This is a genomic window from Enterococcus sp. AAFC-DPL-6103 (assembly GCF_058216595.1).
Map to the genome: position 1 here is coordinate 1,916,188 of NZ_CM177102.1, position 19,839 is coordinate 1,936,026.

Sequence of the window (19,839 nt, forward strand, 5' to 3'; positions counted from 1 at the left end):
TCAACTTCCCTCTTCTAAATTCTCGTACGAATGAAAAACGTTCAATAATAACTTTGCTTTGATAAAAATGACTGTACCGATTCCCAAAAAGAGCCATACAAATAATAAACTTGGCAAATAAAGAGGAACCAGTATCCCTCCACCAATTGTTATAAAAAATAATAGGATACTAACCGGTAAATGTTTTAGTGATAAGGCGAACGCATTGATCGCTGTTCCTGATAAATTATTTTCAAAACGAGCGATTAACGGAAACAAATATAGTCCCATCAGAACAAGCAATGTGATCAATGACATTACTAAATAATAGGCGATTTTATTTCCAAGCAATAAAGGTTGGATAAAAGGTAGCAGGAAAAAACTCCCCCCACTTACGCCCAGAATCAGCATCCACATTTTCGTTGCCAAAACAAAATTTTGTTTAAACTGATGACCATATTCTTTATACAAAACGCCTTCTTTATGATCAACCATTTTGTAAGCAGTTCCATAAGCGCTAGCTATTGCCGCACCAATTGTGATTACCGGTAAACAGGAAAGTAAAAAAATAATCGTTAGTAATAGCACTTGATAAATTCGTTGCATTCCTTCGTAAATTTTACCTTCCGTACTAAAAATCTTTTGCATTTTTTTACCTCCTAAATGATCCTGTTCACACAAATGAAAAAGGTTGTCTCAACTAGAAACCTTTTTCATTGCTCCAATTTTAGCTTTTCGCCACAAGCTAATTCAGTCATTTTGCTTCCACTAAAAATCATTACACTCATTTTGATTTTTTGAACGTTTTTAGCCGTCATTCACCTAGCTTACCTCAAACTATTTGAACAATCTCTGCTAGTTTCGTAGGTGTTCGCAGATACATTTTTTCAAAAAGAAGTTGAACTTCTCGAAAATTTGATGAATCTATTTTTGAGAAGTTCTTTTTTACTTAAGTCTTCTTTTTTGGTTTAGAGATTACATAGCTAATTTTTCTTTATTCTCTTGAATTTTCTCATTACGAACTTTATTCACATCATCGATTTTATTTTCTTCCTGGAATGTTTTGTACTTAGCTAATAAATCATCTAATTCTTTTTCATCTTTGGCACGTAGCATACCAACTAGTGTTGTACTCCAGTTCGTTTGGATAGCACTTAAGGCACGTGCTTCTTGACTACCTGCATCTGGTCCAATGTTTTCCGTTAAGAATTGAGAAGTTAATTTGCCTTCTCCCCATTGCTGCATTTGTTTTACAGCATCAACGTAAGAATCATCGTTCATAGCTTTAAAACGGTCATGACCAAATTGAATGAATTCACCCATTCGATAGTCCAATTGCCATTTTTCTGGATCTTCTTGTTGAATTTTTCGTGCTTCATCTGTCCATTGCACTTTATCGCCATCTTTTGTATACGTTTCGCCCTCGACCCCAAAGTTCGTTAACATTTGTCCTTCATCACTTAGCAAATAAGTAAATAATTGAATTGCTTTTGCAGGATCTTGGCAATTTTTACCAATATAGTTGATCATCCAACCAGAGATACCCGCTTGTGTTAACGTTGGATCATTCCCTTTGGTGCTTTGAATTCCGTCAACTGCAATGTACTCCGAATCAGGATTAGCCGCTTTGAAGGTTTGGAGCGGGATACCTTGATTAACAAATGAACCGATCATCACAGCACCATATTTGCCAGTTTGTAACTTTTCTTTGAATTTATCACCATCATCTGTAAACGTATCATCTGAAATATTTCCATCTTCATGAACTTGACGAAATGCTTTGACCCATTTGATGTAATCTTCATCTAAATTACGATCATAGTAATCATCCCCATCCGTATAAGGAACACCTAACATATCTTGAACCACACTATCCATTGAACCATTTGACGAACCATCTTTGGCAAAGTCATTGAACCCAAATGGGATCAGTTCAGGAAACTGTTCTTTGATTTTCTTCATTCCAGCAACAAAACCATCTGGTGTAGTGAAATCTGGTTTGCCAATTGCTTCATAGACATCTTTTCGAATAATGAATGCATCCCGGGCAAAGATGTCGCCACTGTCAAAATCTTTTTGAACATTTGAATAGTCTGGATAACCATAGGATTTTCCATCTGAAAGTTTATACCAGTTTAATGTTTCTTGACGTGCCACCTGATTGAAATACGGATCATACGTTTCTGCTAAGTCTTGTAATGGAAGCGCCCAAGAATTGGCTTTTCTAGCTACTTGTGAATTTGAATCAAAGACAGTCACGATATCTGGCATGTCTCCACCAGCAAAATAAGTATTTAATTTTGTATCATCACCTGTGATGAATTTAATATCAATATTCAAGTCTTCTTTTACTTTTTTCGTTACCATATCTTTTCCAAATTCAGTGTTCCACCAATCGGCATTAACATACCAAGTTAATTTTGTTGTTTCTTCTTTTTTATCTAATTTCCAAGCAGGTGTATCTTTCTCTGGTGTATAACGATCTTCAATTGATGGAAGCTCCACTTTTTTATTTGCTGATGCTTCTTCTTTGCTATTGCCACAAGCACCTAAAGCTAGTAACACCGTACTCGTTAATGCCAACATACCAACAACTTTTTTCTTTGAGACTCCAAACATTAATTATTCCTCCTATTCTTTGACTGCCCCAAGCATCATGCCTGAGATAAAATGTTTTTGTAGCAATGGATAGATGATTAAAATTGGAACGGTCGTAACAACGATCGTTGCCAACTGTACTCCTTTAGATGTGGTACTGATTTCAACAGCAGCATTTAAGCCTTGTTGCGAAGCTGCCTGAGATTGCGTAATGATTTCATAAAGCTTCATTTGTAGTGGATACAGTGCTTTGTCCGTCACATACAGTTTTGCTGTCATAAAATCATTCCATTGCCAGACACCGTGAAAGAGTGCAATTGTTGCAAGTGCTGGCTTTGATAATGGCACAAATATTTTTAAGAAAACACCCCAATCACTTGCACCATCAATTTTTGCTGACTCTTCTAGTGAAGTTGGCACATCACGGAAAAAATTCATTAGAATAATAACATCGTAGTAAGATAACAATGCTGGGATAATATAAACCCAAAAAGTATTCAACAAGCCTAAAGATTTAATCAATAAATAGGTTGGGATCATCCCCCCAGAGAAAAACATCGTAATAATTCCCATTGTCGAATAAAGATTACGACCTTTTAAATTACGTTTAGACAAAGCATAGGCCATAATTGCACAAAAAGCCGTATGTGCTAATACACCAAGAACCGTCTTTCCAATTGAGATAATCAATGCCTGCCACAAGGAAGAATCACCAAGGACTTTGCGATAGTTATCCATCGAGATCTCCGAAGGCCAAAAGACAAAATCTCCTTTTGCCAAAGCATCACTTGAAGCAAAAGAGGAAGCAACAATGTTCCAAACGGGGACGATAATCATGATTGTGAAAACTAGTAAAAGTAACACATTAACAAAATTAAAGATTTTACTGTCTTTGTCTTGTACGACATTACTCTTGGGTTTTGATAAGGATAATTTTCTTTTTTCCAACATTTTTACTCCTTTCTTATAAAACTGACTGATTATCGTTTAATTTCTTAGTAATGATATTCGTTGCAACTAGCAAAATAACTGAAATGATTGAAATCCCTAATCCAACAGCCGTTGCGTAAGAAAAATCCCCCTGCATCAAACCAACGCGATAAACATACGAATTGATTACTTCTGCTTTAGGTTGGTTTTGTGAGTTCATTAAAACCAATGTCTGGTCTAAATTCGAATTAAATAAACCGCTTACACTAAGGATCAAGTTTAACGAAATAATATTTCGAATCATTGGAATCGTAATACTCCATATTTGACGCATTCGAGTGGCGCCATCCATTTTTGCTGCTTCATAATATGTGGGATCAATTCGTGACATCGTCGCAAGGTACAAAATCGTTCCCCACCCGGCTTCTTTCCAAACATCAGATAAAGAAGCGATCCACCAGTATTTTCCCGCATCTAACATATGGTTTTGTTTCGCTTGGATACCAATAAAATTCAAAAGCTCATTGATCATTCCGTTGGAAGAAAACCAAGTAATCAACATTCCTCCGAGTATGATCCAAGAAAGAAAGTGTGGTAAGTAAGAAATCGTTTGGATCGTCCGTTTAAAGACGCTATCTCTTAATTCATAAATCATCACTGCTATAATAATCGGTAAGACAAAACCAAAAGCTAGTTTTAAGCCACTGATTCCTAACGTATTGACTACTGATTGCCAGAAATATTTATCTGCCATAATAATTTTAAAGTTTTCAAGACCCACCCATTGTGCACTTTCAATCGTATCAATCACTGTATAATTTTTAAAAGCAATCACTAATCCGTAGATGGGAATAAAGCTGAATATAATCATGTAGACAATACCTGGAATCGCCATCGATTGTAGTTGCCACTGACGGCCAAAATTTCGAAACCATTTCTTAATACGAACGCCCAGTGCTGGTTTTATTTTTGCTTCCAACTGATTTTCCTCCTCATTGTTTTTCCTTTTCAATTTATTACGCTAACTTTTGCATTTTTTACGCAACTCCTTCGCTGTTTCTCTGGGAATCAACTGGCAGTCTAGGCTTTTATTCTCACCAGTTTTTTGGTTATCAATCAAATGTAGTAGTTCAATAACTGCTTGACGTCCCTGCTCACGAATGGGATTTTGAATCGTCGATATCTTTGGGTTGAAATAGCGGAGTAATTCGATATCATCGAACCCAATCACACTAAAATCTTCTGGAACTGACATCGCTAAACTTTCAATTGCTTTGATCACGCCGATTGCACTCAAATCATTCCCAGCAATCCATGCTGTGGGCCAGCTATTTTTTTCTTGCGTGTTTAAGTACTGTGTCATATTGTTAAAGCTAGCTTTTTCTTCAAATAAACCCGGGATGATCCATTGTTCGTTAATCACCAAGCCAGCTTCATTCATTGTCTCTTCAAAGCCTAAATAACGTTCGTCACTATCATAGACACCTGGATGTCCAGGTAAAAAACCAATTTTTTGATGTCCTTTTTCAATTAAATGCTGTGTCGCTAATTTCCCAGCCTTTCGAGAAGAAAAGACCACACTACTGATACTTTGGTCCTCAATTTCTCGATCCATAAAAACTGCTTTGATCCCTTCTGACTGAATCGTACCTAGTGCTTCATCATCAATCAGGTCTTCAAATCCGATAAACCCATCAACCATATTTCCTAACAGATGCGAACTGAGCACTTTTTTGTCAGAAGAAATGATCACATTCACACCATACTGATGTTTTTCTGCTTCCTTCACGATTGCTTCAATCAATGTACTAAAGTAAGGACCGATAATCGTATGCGTATAAAAACCGATCATATTCGTGTGCTTCGCTTTTAGATTTTTGCCAAATAAGTTCGGTGTATAATGCAGTTTTTTAGCCGCAGTCAGGACTTTTTCTTTTGTTTTTGGCGTTACCACGTCCACATTATTCAATGCTTTTGAAACAGTCGCAATCGAGACATTTGCTTCTTGAGCAACTTCACGAATAGTTATTCGTTCTTTCATAACTCCCTCCAAATAAAAACGTTTTTATTTTTCTTAAATAAGTAAAGAAGTCTTTTTTACATTCACATCATAAATAAAAACGTTTTCAAAAACAATAACTTGTCCAATTGATGGTTTTCGTTTCTCTCTTTTGAAAAAAAAGTCATAGTGGTACAAGCTGTACCACTATGACATTTAGGTTAAGAAAAATCGACTTTCTGCCACAATATTTGCTACACTTTCCCCTAAAAATAAACGAAATCCTCCTGATTCAATCGTTCTCTTTAAATCTACATGGCTATAGGCCAATTCAACTGGTGAAACTACAAACTCAACTTTCTTTGTTTCACCTGCAGCTAGTTCGATTTTTTTCCACTTCAAAAGTTCGATTTTTGGTCGAATAACTTCGGTAACCTCATCTTGAAAGTAAAGTTGTGGTAATGCCCACCCTTTGATCTGAGAAATGTTCATAACTTCAAAACTTACTGTCAGTTCTTCCTCTTTCGCCAACGTGTCATTTGAAAGGATAAAATTCTTATATTGAAACTCACTATAAGACAGCCCATGACCGAAACAGTACAGTGGCTGATTCTCTTCATCCATGTAGCGCGAAATATATTTTTCCTGATAATTTTCCTTTGTTTGAGGTCGTCCAGTCGACATTTCTTGATAAGAATAAGGTAGTTGCCCGACACTACGAGGAAAACTCATTGGTAGATGTGCTGTAAAATTTTCTGCTCCACTGAGAAGCATCGCCAATGCCTCTCCTGTTTGGTTACCTAAAAACCAAGCAGAAACAACTGCATCTACTTTTTCAACAACGTCCGTCAAAACCAATGGTCGTCCACTAAAAGTCACTAAAATCTTATCAATCTCATATGTCGCTAATAAATCGATCAGTTCGAGTTCTATCGCTTTTAATTTTAAATCGGCACGACTTGCAGCCTCACCTGATTCTTCGCTCTTCTCCCCAACTGCGATGATCACTTTATCAGTCGTTCGAATTGCTTGCTCGATTGCTTTTTTGTCAAGCTGGTCAGTCACTGAAATATGCTGGAGTTCCGAAAATTGCTGTTTGACCCCATCAACAAACGAAAGGGCATTTTTTGAATCACCAATCCATGACCATGCACCAAGCACATCTTGTGTTGTTGCTTTCGTGCCGATCAATAAAATTTTTTCTGTTTTTTCTAAAGGTAGGACGCCATTATTTTTCAAAAGAACAGCAGAATTAATAGCTGCTTGATAACTTAATTTTTTTAATTCAGATAAATTAGTGGTAACATCCAACCCGCGGTATGGATTTTCAAATAAGCCTAACTCGTTCTTCAACGTCAAGATACGCCAAACTGCTTCATCTAAATTTTTTAATTGCTCGTTTGTTTCAATCATTTCCGCAAGCTCATTTAAATAACAACCCGTCATCATATCTATATCGACGGTTGCCTCAAAGGCTTTCTTTGCTGCTTCATGTAGATTTTCAGCTACACGATGATTCTTCAACTCAGCAATTGCTGCTCAATCTGAAATTACGACACCATCAAACCCCAATTCATCTCGCAAAACTCCTTTGATCAGTTCTCGATTTCCCGTTACAGGTACCCCATGTAAGCTATTGAATGATGTCATAACCATTTTTACACCATTCGTAATGGCTCCTTCAAAAGCAGGCAGATAGTTTTGATGCAACTCAACATCAGAAAAATCTACAGTGTTATAATCCCGACCACCTTCAGCAGCGCCGTAGCCGATGAAATGCTTCACACAAGCCGCTATATGATATGGTTCTGTTGCCAAATCTGTTCCTTGGTACCCTTTGACATAAGCTTTTGTTAACGTGCGAGAAAGTCTCGGATCTTCACCATTACTTTCTAACACGCGTCCCCAACGGGGATCTTTGACATAATCTGCCATCGGAGAAAAAGTGACGTGAATGCCTTCACTGGCTGCTTCTGCGGCGGATGCTTTTGCTACTTTTTCAATTAATTCAGGATCAAAACTACTAGCTAATGCTAACGGAATCGGAAAAATCGTTTCATAACCATGAATAACATCTGCCATAAACAATAAAGGAATCTGATGTGGACTATGTGCTAAATAATCTTCTTGAATTTTTCTAACTTCTGTTCCTCGATGGGTACCTAAAATAGACCCTACTTGATAAAGCTGGTCTGTCCCCATTGACCACTCCACCATTGGACCAGTAATTTCTCCTTGATTCCCAAAGAAATTAGGTGTTATTTGAACCAACTGACCAATTTTTTCAGCTAAACTTAACTTGTCCATTACTTTTCTTAGTTCGTGAGTGTCCATGACATACTCCTTCTATTGATGTTCTTGAATCAATTTTTGATACCAAGCAAAAGAATCTTTTTTCAAACGAGTTAAACGCCCATTGCCTTCATTGTCTTTGTCCACATAAATCATACCGTAGCGTTTTTCCATTTCACCAGAACCAAAGCTGACTAAGTCAATGATTCCCCAAGGTGTATACCCAAGTAAATCCACCCCATCGACATGTACAGCCAGATTCATTTGGTCAATGTGTTTTTGCAAATAGTCAATCCGATACGTATCATGGACTTGCCCATCCTCTAATTGGTCGTAGGCCCCGAAACCATTTTCAACAATGAAAAGAGGTAAATTATAACGTTCGTATACAACATTCAAAATATAACGCAACCCAACTGGATCAATTTGCCAACCCCAATCACTTGCCTGAACATAAGGATTTCGAACTATTTTTGCTTCTGGAAAATCAGTAATGTTTTCTCCATCAATTTCTGGTAAAGTCGTTACTGCACCAGACATATAATAGCTAAAGCCAATATAATCAACTGTTCCTTCTTTCAACGCTTGTAATTCCTCATCGGTAATTTCGATTTGATACCCTTTTTCTTCCCAATATTTTTTGGCATAAGTAGGAATAATACCACGAGCATGAATATCAGAATAAAAGAAGCGACGCTCCATTACTTTGACGGACGCCATTAAATCTTCTGGGTTGCAAGAGTATGGATAAACAGGAACGTAAGCCATCATACAGCCAATTTGAAACTCCGGATTAATTTTATGTCCTAATCGAACCACTTTGGCACTGGCAATCAATTCATTTAAACCAGCTTGAAAAGTTAATTCTTCTTTATTTTCATCCACCTGAAAAAGCATGGCAGAATTGGTCCAAGTGTGTAGCTCATGTTGCCCGTCTGCCTGATTATTGATTTCGTTAAAGGTCATCCAATACTTCACTTTTTTCTGGTAACGCGTCATGACTGTTTCCGCATAATGAACAAAAAAATCAATTAACTTTTTGTTTTTGAATCCACCATATACTTCATGTAAATGATAAGGAATTTCAAAATGTGATAAAGTAATCACCGGTTCAATCCCATTTCTCAATAATTCATCAAACAAATCATCATAAAATTGTAACCCTGCTTCATTAGGTTCTTCCTCATCTCCATTCGGAAAAATTCTTGTCCAATTGATCGATGTCCGAAACACGTTTAATCCTAATTCTTTAAACAAAGAAATATCTTCTTTGTAACGATGATAAAAGTCAATTGCTTCATGATTGGGATAATTCTTACCAAGTTTCACACCCTTCGTAATTTCTCGTGCAACACCATTGGCGCCAGCTGTCATCACATCAGCAATACTGATCCCTTTACCGTCAACGTTCCAAGCACCCTCGATTTGATGAGCTGCTACTGCGCCACCCCATAAAAAATCTTTTGGAAATTTATTTGTCATTATTGGTCACCTCAATTATTTAATGCCCTCAGTATAATTAGGAAGTCAGCCTTACTCAATGCTTATACGGAATTCCGGCATAAAATCCAATAAATAGAAAAAAACACCATCATGGTACGCTATGTACCAAAACGGTGTTTCCTAAAACGCCATGTACCTAAAAATAGTGAAATTTTTTAGTCAAATTGTTGAAGACGATCTGCAAGTTGTTCAATCAAAAAAATACAAGGTATCTGACTGGTCAAATCTTCATGTTTTTTTACTCGACGAACATCCACGTGATAATCCAGCACATAATCAGACATTCGACTCAAGGTCGAATTGATATCTGAAGTAATCGCAATCGTCAAACAATCATCTTGATTCCGGAAGCCATTCACTACTTCCACTACTTCATTTGTCATTCCTGAAACAGATAAGGTCACTAGCACATTGTCACTCGTATTTTGCAGTTTTGATTTAATTGGATAAGTTGGGTCAATCAATGGGTAACTGTTGTACCCCATCAAAGCAAAACGGCGGGCTGCGTATTCACAAATCGAACCCGATGCGCCCATACCAAAAAAAATAATATTCTCACAATATTGGATTTTCTCCACAACTTGATTTAATTTACTTTCAATATCTTTGCGAAAACTATCACGGCTCAAAATTGTCAAAGCTGCATTAAAGTCCTCTCCTTCTATCACACTTGTGCTAAACTGACTGCGGAATTCAGTATAACTTTCATACCCCAGCTTACGAATCAAACGCATTACCGAAGATGCTGAAGTATGCGATTCTTGCGCAATATCTCGTACGCGCATATACGGAACTTTATCCACATTGCTACTCATATAATGATAAATTGCTTGATCAGTATCAGACAAAGCATTAAAATCAATATTCCCAAAAAAACTCATTTGTTCTCCCCCTAGTTGCAGCTCAATTCAAATTTGCCCACTTATTTCTATTTTTATCAAAAAAGCGGTTACAAAACTTATTCTAGAACAAAATAACTCATAATAGCTAGCAAATCAAGTAAGGGATTTTTTCAAATGATCGACAACAAAACTCTCCAGTTCTTTTGCTAAGCAAGTCAAAAAAAGCTGAGACCTTTTAGATGAATCTAGCTTTAGCTTTTAATTAATTGAAAAAACTTTCTCTGACATCAGCTCTTCATTGTCAAATCTGGAGAAACAAACATTTTTAGCAGACAAAAAAAGGGTGAGACAAAACAAATCTGTTTTGTCTCACCCTTTTCATCAGTCAACAAAGGAAGTAATTAAGCTTTGTTTGCTGAACCGAACCAGTCAATATGAGATTCTGCATCTTTAACGATTGCAGCTTTACCTGGTGCTAATAATTTACGAGGGTCAAATCCTTTACCTTCGCGGTCTTTACCAGCTTCGATATATTCACGAGTAGCAGCAGCAAATGATAATTGGAATTCAGTATTAACATTAACTTTTGAGATACCCATTGAGATAGCTTTTTCGATTTGGTCTTGAGGAATACCTGATCCGCCGTGTAATACTAAAGGCATATCTGGACCTACAGCATCAGCGATTGCTTGTAAGTGATCAAATGCTAATCCGTTCCAGTTTTCTGGGTATTGACCGTGGATGTTACCGATACCACATGCTAAGTAGTCGATACCTGTAGCAACCATTTGTTTACATTCTTCAATGTCAGCTAATTCGCCGTTACCGATGATTCCGTCTTCTTCTCCGCCGATTGAACCAACTTCACATTCTACAGAGATTCCTTTAGCGTGAGCTCTTTCAACAACGTCTTTAGCTAATTTCAAGTTTTCTTCGAATGGTAAATGAGAACCATCGAACATAACTGAAGTATAGCCGATTTCGATACATTCTAAAGCTGCATCGTAGTCACCATGGTCTAAATGGATAGCAACTGGAACAGTGATGTTCATTGCTTCAACTAAATCAGTGATTAAATCTTTACATACTTTGTAACCACCCATGTATTTAGCTGCACCCATTGAAGTTTGGATAAGTACTGGTGCTTGTTTAGCTTCAGCTGCTTCAAGAATAGCTTGAGTCCATTCTAAGTTGTTTGTGTTGAATCCGCCGACAGCGTAACCGCCTTTACGAGCAGCTTTTAAAAATTCAGCTCCTGATACTACTGGCATAATAAAATTCCTCCTAAGTTTTGTAAAAACTAAATTTGTTAAGACAATTCTTAACCAACGACCTTATTTTACCAAACATTGTGGTACTTTTCTACTAAAATCACCGAAAATGAAAATTTTCAACAAGTTTTTTGTAAAAAAGAAACACAATCACAGATCATAACTAGACAAAAATACCGTTTTATTATGTTTTTCTTCCCCATTTAATAACAAAAGAACAAATAGAAAAAATCATTCTTTTTTCATAAATCCTCATTTGCTTCACTTAATCCCTACTTCCGACTCTTTCCGCAAAAAAACAGAGTAGTTTATAAAAGCTACTCTGTTTGATCTGTTTTTTATTTTGATTCGCGATCAGTTAACGCAGCACCAACAAATGCTTTAATAAGTTTTTGTGGACGATTTGGTCGTGAAATCAACTCTGGATGGAATTGGCAACCAACAAAGAATTTCTTCTCAGGAATTTCAACGATTTCAACCAAGCGATTGTCTGGTGAAACACCAGAGAAGACCAATCCTTGTTCTTCAAACATTTCACGGTATTGGTTGTTGAATTCATAACGGTGACGGTGACGTTCTTGAACGACATCTGCCTCTTCATACGCTGTTGCTGTTTTCGTTCCTTTTTTGATTTTACATGGATATAAGCCCAAACGAAGTGTTCCACCAAGGTTCTCAACGTTTTCTTGATCAGCCATCAAATCAATGATGTTGTTTTGTGCATCAGGATTTGTTTCAGCTGAAGCCGCGTCAGGAAGACCGACGACGTTACGTGCAAATTCAACGCAAGCCATTTGCATCCCCAAGCAAATACCTAAAAATGGAATATCATTTTCTCTGGCAAAACGGATTGCTTCAATTTTCCCTTCAACACCGCGGTCACCAAATCCACCAGGAACTAAGATTCCGTCAGCATCTTTCAAGCGTTCTGCAACATTTTCTTCTGTTAATTCTTGTGCCTTGATCCAATCCAATTCAATATCCGCATCATAAGCAAATCCTGAATGTTTCAATGCTTCTACCACTGAGATATAAGCATCAGGTAGCTCAACATATTTACCAACTAAAGCAATACGCACTTTTTTCTTCAAGTTCAAGACACGTTCTTCTAGTTCTTTCCATTCCGTCATGTTTGCTTCTGGTGTTTCAAGTTTCAAGTGCTCGCAAACAATTCGATCCATTCCTTGTTTTTGTAACAATAATGGAATGGAATATAAAGTGTCTACATCAGGTGATTCAATCACTGCTTCTGGTTCAACGTCACAAAATTGTGCTAATTTATTTTTTACGCTTTGTGAAACAGGTTGCTCCGTACGAACAACTAAAATATTTGGTTGGATTCCCAAACCACGTAATTCTTTCACACTGTGCTGTGTTGGTTTTGTTTTCATTTCACCGGCAGCTTTTAAATAAGGAATCAATGTTGTATGCACATACATTACGTTGTCTGCACCAACATCTGCTTTCATTTGGCGCAAAGCTTCCAAAAATGGTAATGATTCGATATCGCCCACTGTTCCGCCAACTTCAGTGATGATCACATCAGAGTCCGTTAATTTTGCGGCACGCATGATTTTTTCTTTGATTTCGTTTGTGATATGTGGAATCACTTGGACAGTTGCCCCTAGGTACTCCCCTTTACGTTCTTTACGCAATACTTCAGAATAGATTTTTCCTGTGGTAACGTTGGAGTATTTGTTCAAATTGATATCGATAAAACGTTCATAGTGACCTAAGTCTAAGTCTGTTTCCGCACCATCATCTGTTACAAATACTTCTCCATGTTGATAAGGACTCATTGTTCCTGGATCAACATTGATGTACGGGTCAAATTTTTGGATAGTTACCTTTAGGCCACGATTTTTCAACAAGCGACCCAATGAAGCTGCTACGATTCCTTTACCAATCGAAGATACAACGCCGCCAGTTACAAAAATGTATTTTGTCATAAATTCAAAAACTCCTTCTTGTTTTATCTGCAGGAAAAGTCCCAGAAAAAAAATAAAGAAAGCTCCCTATTCTTCTAACAAGAATAGGGAGCTGAAATTTCTGTAAACTTCTGACCCTTCAAAAGGGTGCCCAAGGAGTATAATACAAGCTCCAGAATCGAAAGTCAAGACATCAATTTGATGATGGCGATTTCAAAAAAATTGTTGGTGCTGGGTGCATTCTAGACAATATAGCAAAACTTCAGTTAGAATATTTCAACAATTTTTTTCTTAATTTGTCCTAGAAAAATAAACTTGCGGGAAGCAAAAAACAAGGAGTAAAGAAAAAACACAGAAGACAAAAGAATGTCTTCTGTGTTTGCTGCTTTTTCGAATTAATAAAGTTCTAAATATTGTTCTCTTTCCCACTCAGAAACTGTTTGACGGAAAGCTGCCCATTCCAAGCGTTTCGCTTCAACAAAGTTTGAGAAGATGTGTTGACCTAGTGCATCAATCATTACTTCGTCTTTACGTAATTCTTTAATTGCATTGTGGATTGTTGAAGGTAAATCTTGGATTTGTGCGGCTTCACGTTCTTCTTCATTCATCACATAGATATTACGGTCAACTGCGTCTGGTGGTGTCAATTCATGACGGATACCGTCTAATCCAGCCTGTAATAATACAGCCATTGCCAAGTAAGGATTTGCAGATGGATCAACTGAACGTAATTCTAAACGAGTGGATACACCACGCGATTCAGGAACTCGGACTAATGGTGAACGATTATGTCCACTCCATGCAACGTAAACAGGTGCTTCATATCCAGGAACTAGGCGTTTGTATGAGTTCACTGTTGGGTTACAAACAGCTGTGTAAGCACGCGCATGATGCAACAATCCACCTAAAAAGTGATAAGCTGTTTGGCTTAATTCTAATTCACCATCTTTATCATAAAAAGCGTTGCCGTCCTCATTGAACAAGGACATATTACAATGCATCCCTGAACCATTGATTCCATATAATGGTTTTGGCATGAAGGTTGCGTGTAGGCCATGTTTTCTAGCAATTGTTTTGACAACTAGTTTGAATGTTTGAATATTGTCACAAGCATCTACGACATCTGCATATTTAAAGTCAATCTCATGTTGTCCTGGCGCAACTTCATGGTGAGAAGCTTCGACTTCAAACCCTAAACTTTCCAGTTCCAAAACGATATCTCGACGACAATTTTCACCTAAATCCGTTGGGGCAAAATCAAAGTAACCACCTTTATCATTTAGTGTCGTAGTAATTCCGCCATCTTCATCAAGTTTGAATAAGAAAAATTCAGGTTCTGGACCTAAATTGAAAGAGGTAAAACCAAGTTCTTTCATATCTGACAACGCACGTTTTAAGTTTCCACGAGGGTCGCCAGCAAATGGTGTTCCATCTGGATTGTAAATATCACAAATTAAACGTGCAACTTTTCCATGCGCACTCTCCCATGGGAAAATCATCCAAGTTGAAAGATCTGGATACAAATACATATCGCTTTCTTCAATTCGAACAAATCCTTCGATCGAAGAACCATCAAACATCATTTTATTTTCTAAGACCTTGTCGATTTGACTTACTGGAACTTCAACATTTTTGATTGTTCCTAAAATATCTGTGAACATTAGACGTAAAAAGCGTACGTTTTCTTCCTCAATAATTCGTTTGATTTCTTCGCCAGTGATTTGTTTCTTTACCATGGTATCCCTCTTTCTCTTTCATTTTTGTTTTTTATTTTATTCAGTCATAGAATTGATGTTGCATTCCTTGCGACTGATAGTGCCCCGTTTTACTTAGTCCACCTTGTGACAGCATTTCATCACGAAAGATTTGACGGACATCATGATCGGTCAATGGTCGTTTTTTCTTGGCTTCTTTTTTCTTCGCCTGCGCCATTTCATATACCCGCTTGATTCCTGCCATATTCAGACCATCCGAAAGATAATCTTTGATTTCCAACAATGTATCAATATCATTTAACGAATACATACGACGATTTCCTTCGCTACGTTCAGGATGAACAAGTTCTTGCTCTTCGTAATAACGAATCTGTCTCGCAGTTAAATCAGTCAATTTCATAACTGTACCAATTGGAAAAACTGACATTGAGCGCCGTAATTCCTTTTCTCCCATCAGACGTCTCCTTTCGTTTTCTAAGTTGAGAAAAGTGTACCAATTTATTTTTTACTTGTCAACGATTCATGTAAGGTTTTCTAACATGAAAGATAAAATTTTTTTCTGTACAAAAAAAATGAGCTCTTTCTTTGCTAGAAAAAGCGCATCATTTGATTATTTATTGATGATAAACAGCATTCACCGCGTGAGAAACTGCAATTTTTACGTGTTCAAAGGTCAATCCACCTTGAATATACAGAGCATAAGGTTCTCTCAAAGGACCATCAGCACTTAATTCGATACTCGCACCTTGGACAAAAGTACCTGCTGCCATAATAATATCATCTTCATATCCAGCCATGTATGAGGGGATCGGTGCAACAAATGAATCGATTGGTGAAAATTTTTGGATTGCTTGGCAAAAGGTGACCATGGCTTTTGCATTTTCCATTTCAACTAATTGGATCAAATCCGTTCGTGGCTCGTCCCAACGTGGTGTCGAACGCAGTTGATAACTTTCCAATAAAGCGGCTGTAAAGACTGCACCTTGAATCGCTTGACTAACTACGTGTGGTGCTAGGAAAAAACCTTGTAACATATCGTAAACATTTCCCAACATTGCGCCACCTTCTGCACCAACACCTGGTGTAGTCAAACGATAAGCTGCACGTTCAACAAACTCTTTTTTTCCAGCAATATAACCACCTGTTTTTGCAATTCCACCACCAGGATTCTTGATCAATGACCCAGCAATGAGATCCGCACCAATTTGAGTTGGCTCCATTAATTCAGCAAATTCTCCATAACAATTATCGACAAAAATAACCACATTTGGATCAATTTCATGTACAAAAGTGCACATCTCTTTGATCTTTTCAATCGTAAAAGATGGACGCGTAGCATATCCTCGCGAACGTTGAATCGCAACCACTTTTGTTTTGCTTGTCATTTTTTTTCGCACTTGTTCAAAGTCTACTTCTCCATTTGCTTGCAAGTCAACATGGTCATATCCAATTCCGTATTCTTTAAACGAACCAATCCCGCTGCCGGCAACACCGATGACTTCCAACAAAGTATCATAAGGAGTTCCTGTAATATAAAGTAAATCATCACCTGGACGTAGCACCCCAAAAAGCGCTGTCGCAATTGCGTGTGTGCCTGAAACGATTTGGGGACGAACAAGCGCTGCTTCTGCTCCAAACACTTGAGCATACACAGCTTCCAGAACATCGCGACCTAAATCATCATTTCCATAACCAGTTGATGGCAAGAAATGTGTCTCTGATACTTGTTGGTCTCGAAATGCTGCTAACACTTTTGCCTGATTCGTTAATGCTACTTCTCGAACCTCAGCTAATCGCTTAGCAACCTTTTGATCCACCTCATCTATTTTTTCAACTAATTCAGGCGCTAACTCAGCTGTCCAACTCATCTGTCATTCTCCTTATCCATTTCGAAGTACTCTTTGCAAATCCTCTGACTTCATAGCTATTCTTTTCTTCAATAAATTCTTCACTTAACACCAAGGTTTGTCGCTTGATTTCACTTAGCTGTTGTCCTGCATCACTTGGCAACAAAAGTGTATAGGGAGTCAATAGTTCCATGATTTCTCGTTTGATTGCTTCTGTCAATTCTTGTTTTCCCGACTGACTTTTGGCTGATATCAAACGATTCGGGAACAATGTGGGTGTAAAGGTTCCACGATTAACTTGGTCTGCTTTATTATAAATGGTCAAGATTGGTATGTCTTTCATCTTAAGTTCATCCATTAACTTCAGAACCGTTTGTTCCTGTAAAATTCGTTCAGGTGCACTAGCATCCACGACATGTAGAAGTAAATCCATATTTTGACTTTCTTCTAAAGTTGAATGAAATGCATCAATCAGCTGGGTTGGCAAATCTTGAATAAAACCAACAGTATCTGTCATTGTCACTTCAAATCCTTCAGGAAAATGCCATTTTTTCGTCAATGGATCAAGTGTTGCAAATAACTGATCCTTTGAATACGTATCTGCTTGGGTCAATAGATTTAAAATCGTTGATTTTCCAGCATTCGTGTAACCAATCAGACCAATTTGAAAAATCTCATTATTTTTTCGCTGTTGCCGATTACGCTCGCGATGTGCTTCAACTTCTTTCAGTTCACGTTTGACTGCATAGATTTTGTTGCGAATATGGCGACGATCCGTTTCCAGTTTTGTTTCACCAGGCCCTCTTGTTCCAATTCCCCCGCCTAAACGAGACAAAGTCTTCCCTTGCCCCACCAATCGTGGCAACAAATATTCAAGCTGTGCCAGCTCTACTTGCAGTTTGCCTTCTCTTGAACGTGCGCGCATCGCAAAAATATCTAAAATCAATTGTACTCGGTCGATAACCGGTAATCCTACGGTATCCGAAATGATTTGACTTTGTCGTGGCGTTAGCTCATGGTTAAAAATGATTAAATCTGCTTCATAAGCAGTTGCTTGCTGGACTAATTCTTCTAATTTTCCTTTACCAATCAATGTTTGGCGATCAACTTGCGGTCTTTTTTGTGTAAGCGAAAAAACCACTTCTCCTGCTGCAGTTTTCGTCAGTTGAATCAATTCTTTCATTGATTCTGCAAAATAATGTTGATTTTTTTCCGTTTCAACCCCGACAACCACCACTTTTTCTTTCTCTTCAATCATTGTGATTCCTCCAGCCATTTTTGAATTTCCGTTTCAATTACTTGTTGTTCCTCAGGCTGCTCTATTAAATCAAACCACTGAGCAGTTAGTCGATTTCTAAACCAAGTAAGTTGTCGTTTTGCATAACGTCTGGAATTTTGTTTGATTTGTTCTACGACTTCTGCTAAAGAACCCTGTCCGTTAAAATAAGGAAAAAATTCTTTGTACCCAATTCCTTGACTTGCTTGTGTATCACCTAATTGATAAACAAAATGTGCCTCATCCTCCAAACCAGCTTTTAGCATCAGATCCACTCGTAAATTGATTCGTTCATAAAGCTTCTCCCGGTTGGTATCCAAGCCAATCATGTAATAATCGTATAATTGTTTTGGTTGTTCTTTTGGGGCAGTAATGCTGAATCCAGTTGTTTCTAAAACTTCCAGCGCCCGGACAACTTTTCGCTGATTGTTCCAATGAATTTTTTCTGCAGCTTCTGGATCTTTTTCTTTAAGCATCCTCCACAAAGCCTCTTTTCCATATTCATCAGCAAATGTTTCGTATTTTTGGCGAACTAGTTTGGTTTCATCTTGTTGCTTATCTGCAGCACCCAATTGATAATCATAAAGTAAAGACTGAATATACAATCCTGTGCCCCCTGCAATAATTGGCAAATGACCTCTAGCCGTGATTTCAGTAATCAATTGTCTAGCAGACTGCTGAAAATCAGCAACTGAGTAACGTTGCGTCGGCTCGATCACATCAATCAAATGATGTGGTACGCCAGCCATTTCTTTTTTGGTGACCTTCGCTGTTCCAATGTCTAGTTTTTGGTACACTTGCAAGGAATCACCACTAATGATTTCCCCATTAAATTTTTTTGCTAATTCAATGCTCAAAGCTGTTTTACCAACAGCCGTTGGGCCAACAATTACTAATACTTTTTTCATAAGCATCCTACTTTTTCATAAATTGTTTCAGGCGAATGGCTCTCTCAGGATAATCAGTAATGATTCCTGTCACTCCAAGTCCATAGCACCAATTGATTTCTTCTTCTGTATTGATCGTCCATGGTCGAATAGGTTTATCAAACATTCCTACTTGTCCAGATTGTTCTTGCAACCAAGTCTTTTTGGGATGAACACCTTCGATAAATTCGTTTTCCTTTGCGTACATGATTTTATTTTTTGAAGTCCCTGTTAAAACATCTAATTGAACACCGGGTTCTAGTTTCGCCATGCGCTCTAGAGAAGCAAGGTTGAAACTGCAATACCCATGTTCAAACGGCCAAGACTGTTGCAACAAGGCAGAAACTTTATCCTCAATTTGAGGATATTCATACTTATCTGTCTTTAATTCGATCATTAATACACCGCGGTAGTTTTTTTGGAGCAAAAGGTTCAGTACCTCTTTTAAAGTTGGCACTTTTGCCGCAGAAAAATCTTTGCTAAACCAACTACCGGCGTTCAACTTTTTGATTTCTTCCAACGTTTTTTCGCGAAGTAATCCTTTACCATTTGTTGTTCGATCCACTTCTTCATCATGCATCACAACTATTTGGCCATCTGCACTAAGATGAACGTCTAACTCGATTCCATCTGAACCAACACGAACTGCTTCGGCAAATGCTGGCAATGTATTTTCAGGATGTGTTCCGCTACTCCCGCGATGTGCGTAAATCTGTACCATATTCATTCACTC

At 37.7% G+C, this 19,839-nt stretch carries 17 protein-coding genes; all 17 read right to left on the reverse strand.

The genetic code is table 11. From position 1 onward, the window contains the following. Nucleotides 1-627 (reverse strand): DUF624 domain-containing protein, encoded by a 627-nt coding sequence (locus AC4BC3_RS09135; protein WP_490466332.1) that lies wholly within the window; start codon nucleotides 625-627, stop codon nucleotides 1-3. Nucleotides 628-954: 327 nt separating this feature from the next. Beyond that, nucleotides 955-2,598, reverse strand: a complete 1,644-nt coding sequence (locus tag AC4BC3_RS09140; protein WP_490466333.1) for a type 2 periplasmic-binding domain-containing protein — start codon at nucleotides 2,596-2,598, stop codon at nucleotides 955-957. 12 nt (nucleotides 2,599-2,610) lie between these two features. After that, nucleotides 2,611-3,525: a carbohydrate ABC transporter permease gene (locus AC4BC3_RS09145; RefSeq protein ID WP_490466334.1), complete on the reverse strand. Its 915-nt coding sequence runs from the start codon at nucleotides 3,523-3,525 to the stop codon at nucleotides 2,611-2,613. A 16-nt stretch (nucleotides 3,526-3,541) separates the two neighbouring features. Beyond that, nucleotides 3,542-4,402, reverse strand: coding sequence for an ABC transporter permease (locus AC4BC3_RS09150; protein WP_490467309.1), 861 nt, complete (start codon nucleotides 4,400-4,402; stop codon nucleotides 3,542-3,544). Nucleotides 4,403-4,528: 126 nt separating this feature from the next. Further along, the gene (locus AC4BC3_RS09155) at nucleotides 4,529-5,548 is read right to left on the reverse strand and encodes a LacI family DNA-binding transcriptional regulator (RefSeq protein ID WP_206907516.1); all 1,020 of its coding nucleotides are present in this window, start codon (nucleotides 5,546-5,548) and stop codon (nucleotides 4,529-4,531) included. A gap of 174 nt (nucleotides 5,549-5,722) precedes the next feature. Then, a complete protein-coding gene (locus tag AC4BC3_RS09160) occupies nucleotides 5,723-7,030 on the reverse strand; it encodes a glycoside hydrolase family 3 C-terminal domain-containing protein (protein ID WP_490466335.1) in 1,308 nt (435 codons plus the stop codon). Between the two features lie 15 nt (nucleotides 7,031-7,045). After that, complete coding sequence (locus AC4BC3_RS09165; RefSeq protein ID WP_490466336.1) at nucleotides 7,046-7,840, reverse strand: glycoside hydrolase family 3 protein; 795 nt, start codon at nucleotides 7,838-7,840, stop codon at nucleotides 7,046-7,048. Between the two features lie 12 nt (nucleotides 7,841-7,852). Continuing rightward, nucleotides 7,853-9,280 (reverse strand): 6-phospho-beta-glucosidase, encoded by a 1,428-nt coding sequence (locus tag AC4BC3_RS09170; protein WP_490466337.1) that lies wholly within the window; start codon nucleotides 9,278-9,280, stop codon nucleotides 7,853-7,855. A gap of 176 nt (nucleotides 9,281-9,456) precedes the next feature. After that, a complete protein-coding gene (locus tag AC4BC3_RS09175) occupies nucleotides 9,457-10,182 on the reverse strand; it encodes a MurR/RpiR family transcriptional regulator (RefSeq protein ID WP_206907521.1) in 726 nt (241 codons plus the stop codon). A 362-nt stretch (nucleotides 10,183-10,544) separates the two neighbouring features. After that, nucleotides 10,545-11,414 carry a class II fructose-bisphosphate aldolase gene (locus tag AC4BC3_RS09180; RefSeq protein WP_206899643.1) on the reverse strand — a complete coding sequence of 290 codons (870 nt, stop codon included), beginning with the start codon at nucleotides 11,412-11,414 and terminating at the stop codon, nucleotides 10,545-10,547. Between the two features lie 338 nt (nucleotides 11,415-11,752). Beyond that, complete coding sequence (pyrG, locus tag AC4BC3_RS09185; RefSeq protein WP_490466338.1) at nucleotides 11,753-13,363, reverse strand: CTP synthase; 1,611 nt, start codon at nucleotides 13,361-13,363, stop codon at nucleotides 11,753-11,755. Between the two features lie 374 nt (nucleotides 13,364-13,737). Then, complete coding sequence (gene glnA, locus AC4BC3_RS09190; protein WP_206907525.1) at nucleotides 13,738-15,078, reverse strand: type I glutamate--ammonia ligase; 1,341 nt, start codon at nucleotides 15,076-15,078, stop codon at nucleotides 13,738-13,740. 40 nt (nucleotides 15,079-15,118) lie between these two features. Further along, nucleotides 15,119-15,511: a MerR family transcriptional regulator gene (locus AC4BC3_RS09195; RefSeq protein WP_067480287.1), complete on the reverse strand. Its 393-nt coding sequence runs from the start codon at nucleotides 15,509-15,511 to the stop codon at nucleotides 15,119-15,121. Between the two features lie 160 nt (nucleotides 15,512-15,671). Then, nucleotides 15,672-16,925, reverse strand: a complete 1,254-nt coding sequence (locus AC4BC3_RS09200) for a methionine gamma-lyase family protein (protein ID WP_490466339.1) — start codon at nucleotides 16,923-16,925, stop codon at nucleotides 15,672-15,674. Next, on the reverse strand, nucleotides 16,909-18,162 hold the full coding sequence (gene hflX / locus AC4BC3_RS09205) for a GTPase HflX (RefSeq protein WP_490466340.1): 1,254 nt from the start codon (nucleotides 18,160-18,162) through the stop codon (nucleotides 16,909-16,911). The genes AC4BC3_RS09200 and hflX overlap by 17 nt, the downstream gene beginning before the upstream one ends. After that, complete coding sequence (gene miaA / locus AC4BC3_RS09210; RefSeq protein ID WP_490466341.1) at nucleotides 18,159-19,088, reverse strand: tRNA (adenosine(37)-N6)-dimethylallyltransferase MiaA; 930 nt, start codon at nucleotides 19,086-19,088, stop codon at nucleotides 18,159-18,161. Before miaA ends, hflX begins: the two co-directional genes overlap by 4 nt. Before the next feature lie 7 nt (nucleotides 19,089-19,095). Then, nucleotides 19,096-19,827: a glycerophosphodiester phosphodiesterase gene (locus tag AC4BC3_RS09215; RefSeq protein WP_206907532.1), complete on the reverse strand. Its 732-nt coding sequence runs from the start codon at nucleotides 19,825-19,827 to the stop codon at nucleotides 19,096-19,098. Between the last annotated feature and the right edge of the window lie 12 nt (nucleotides 19,828-19,839).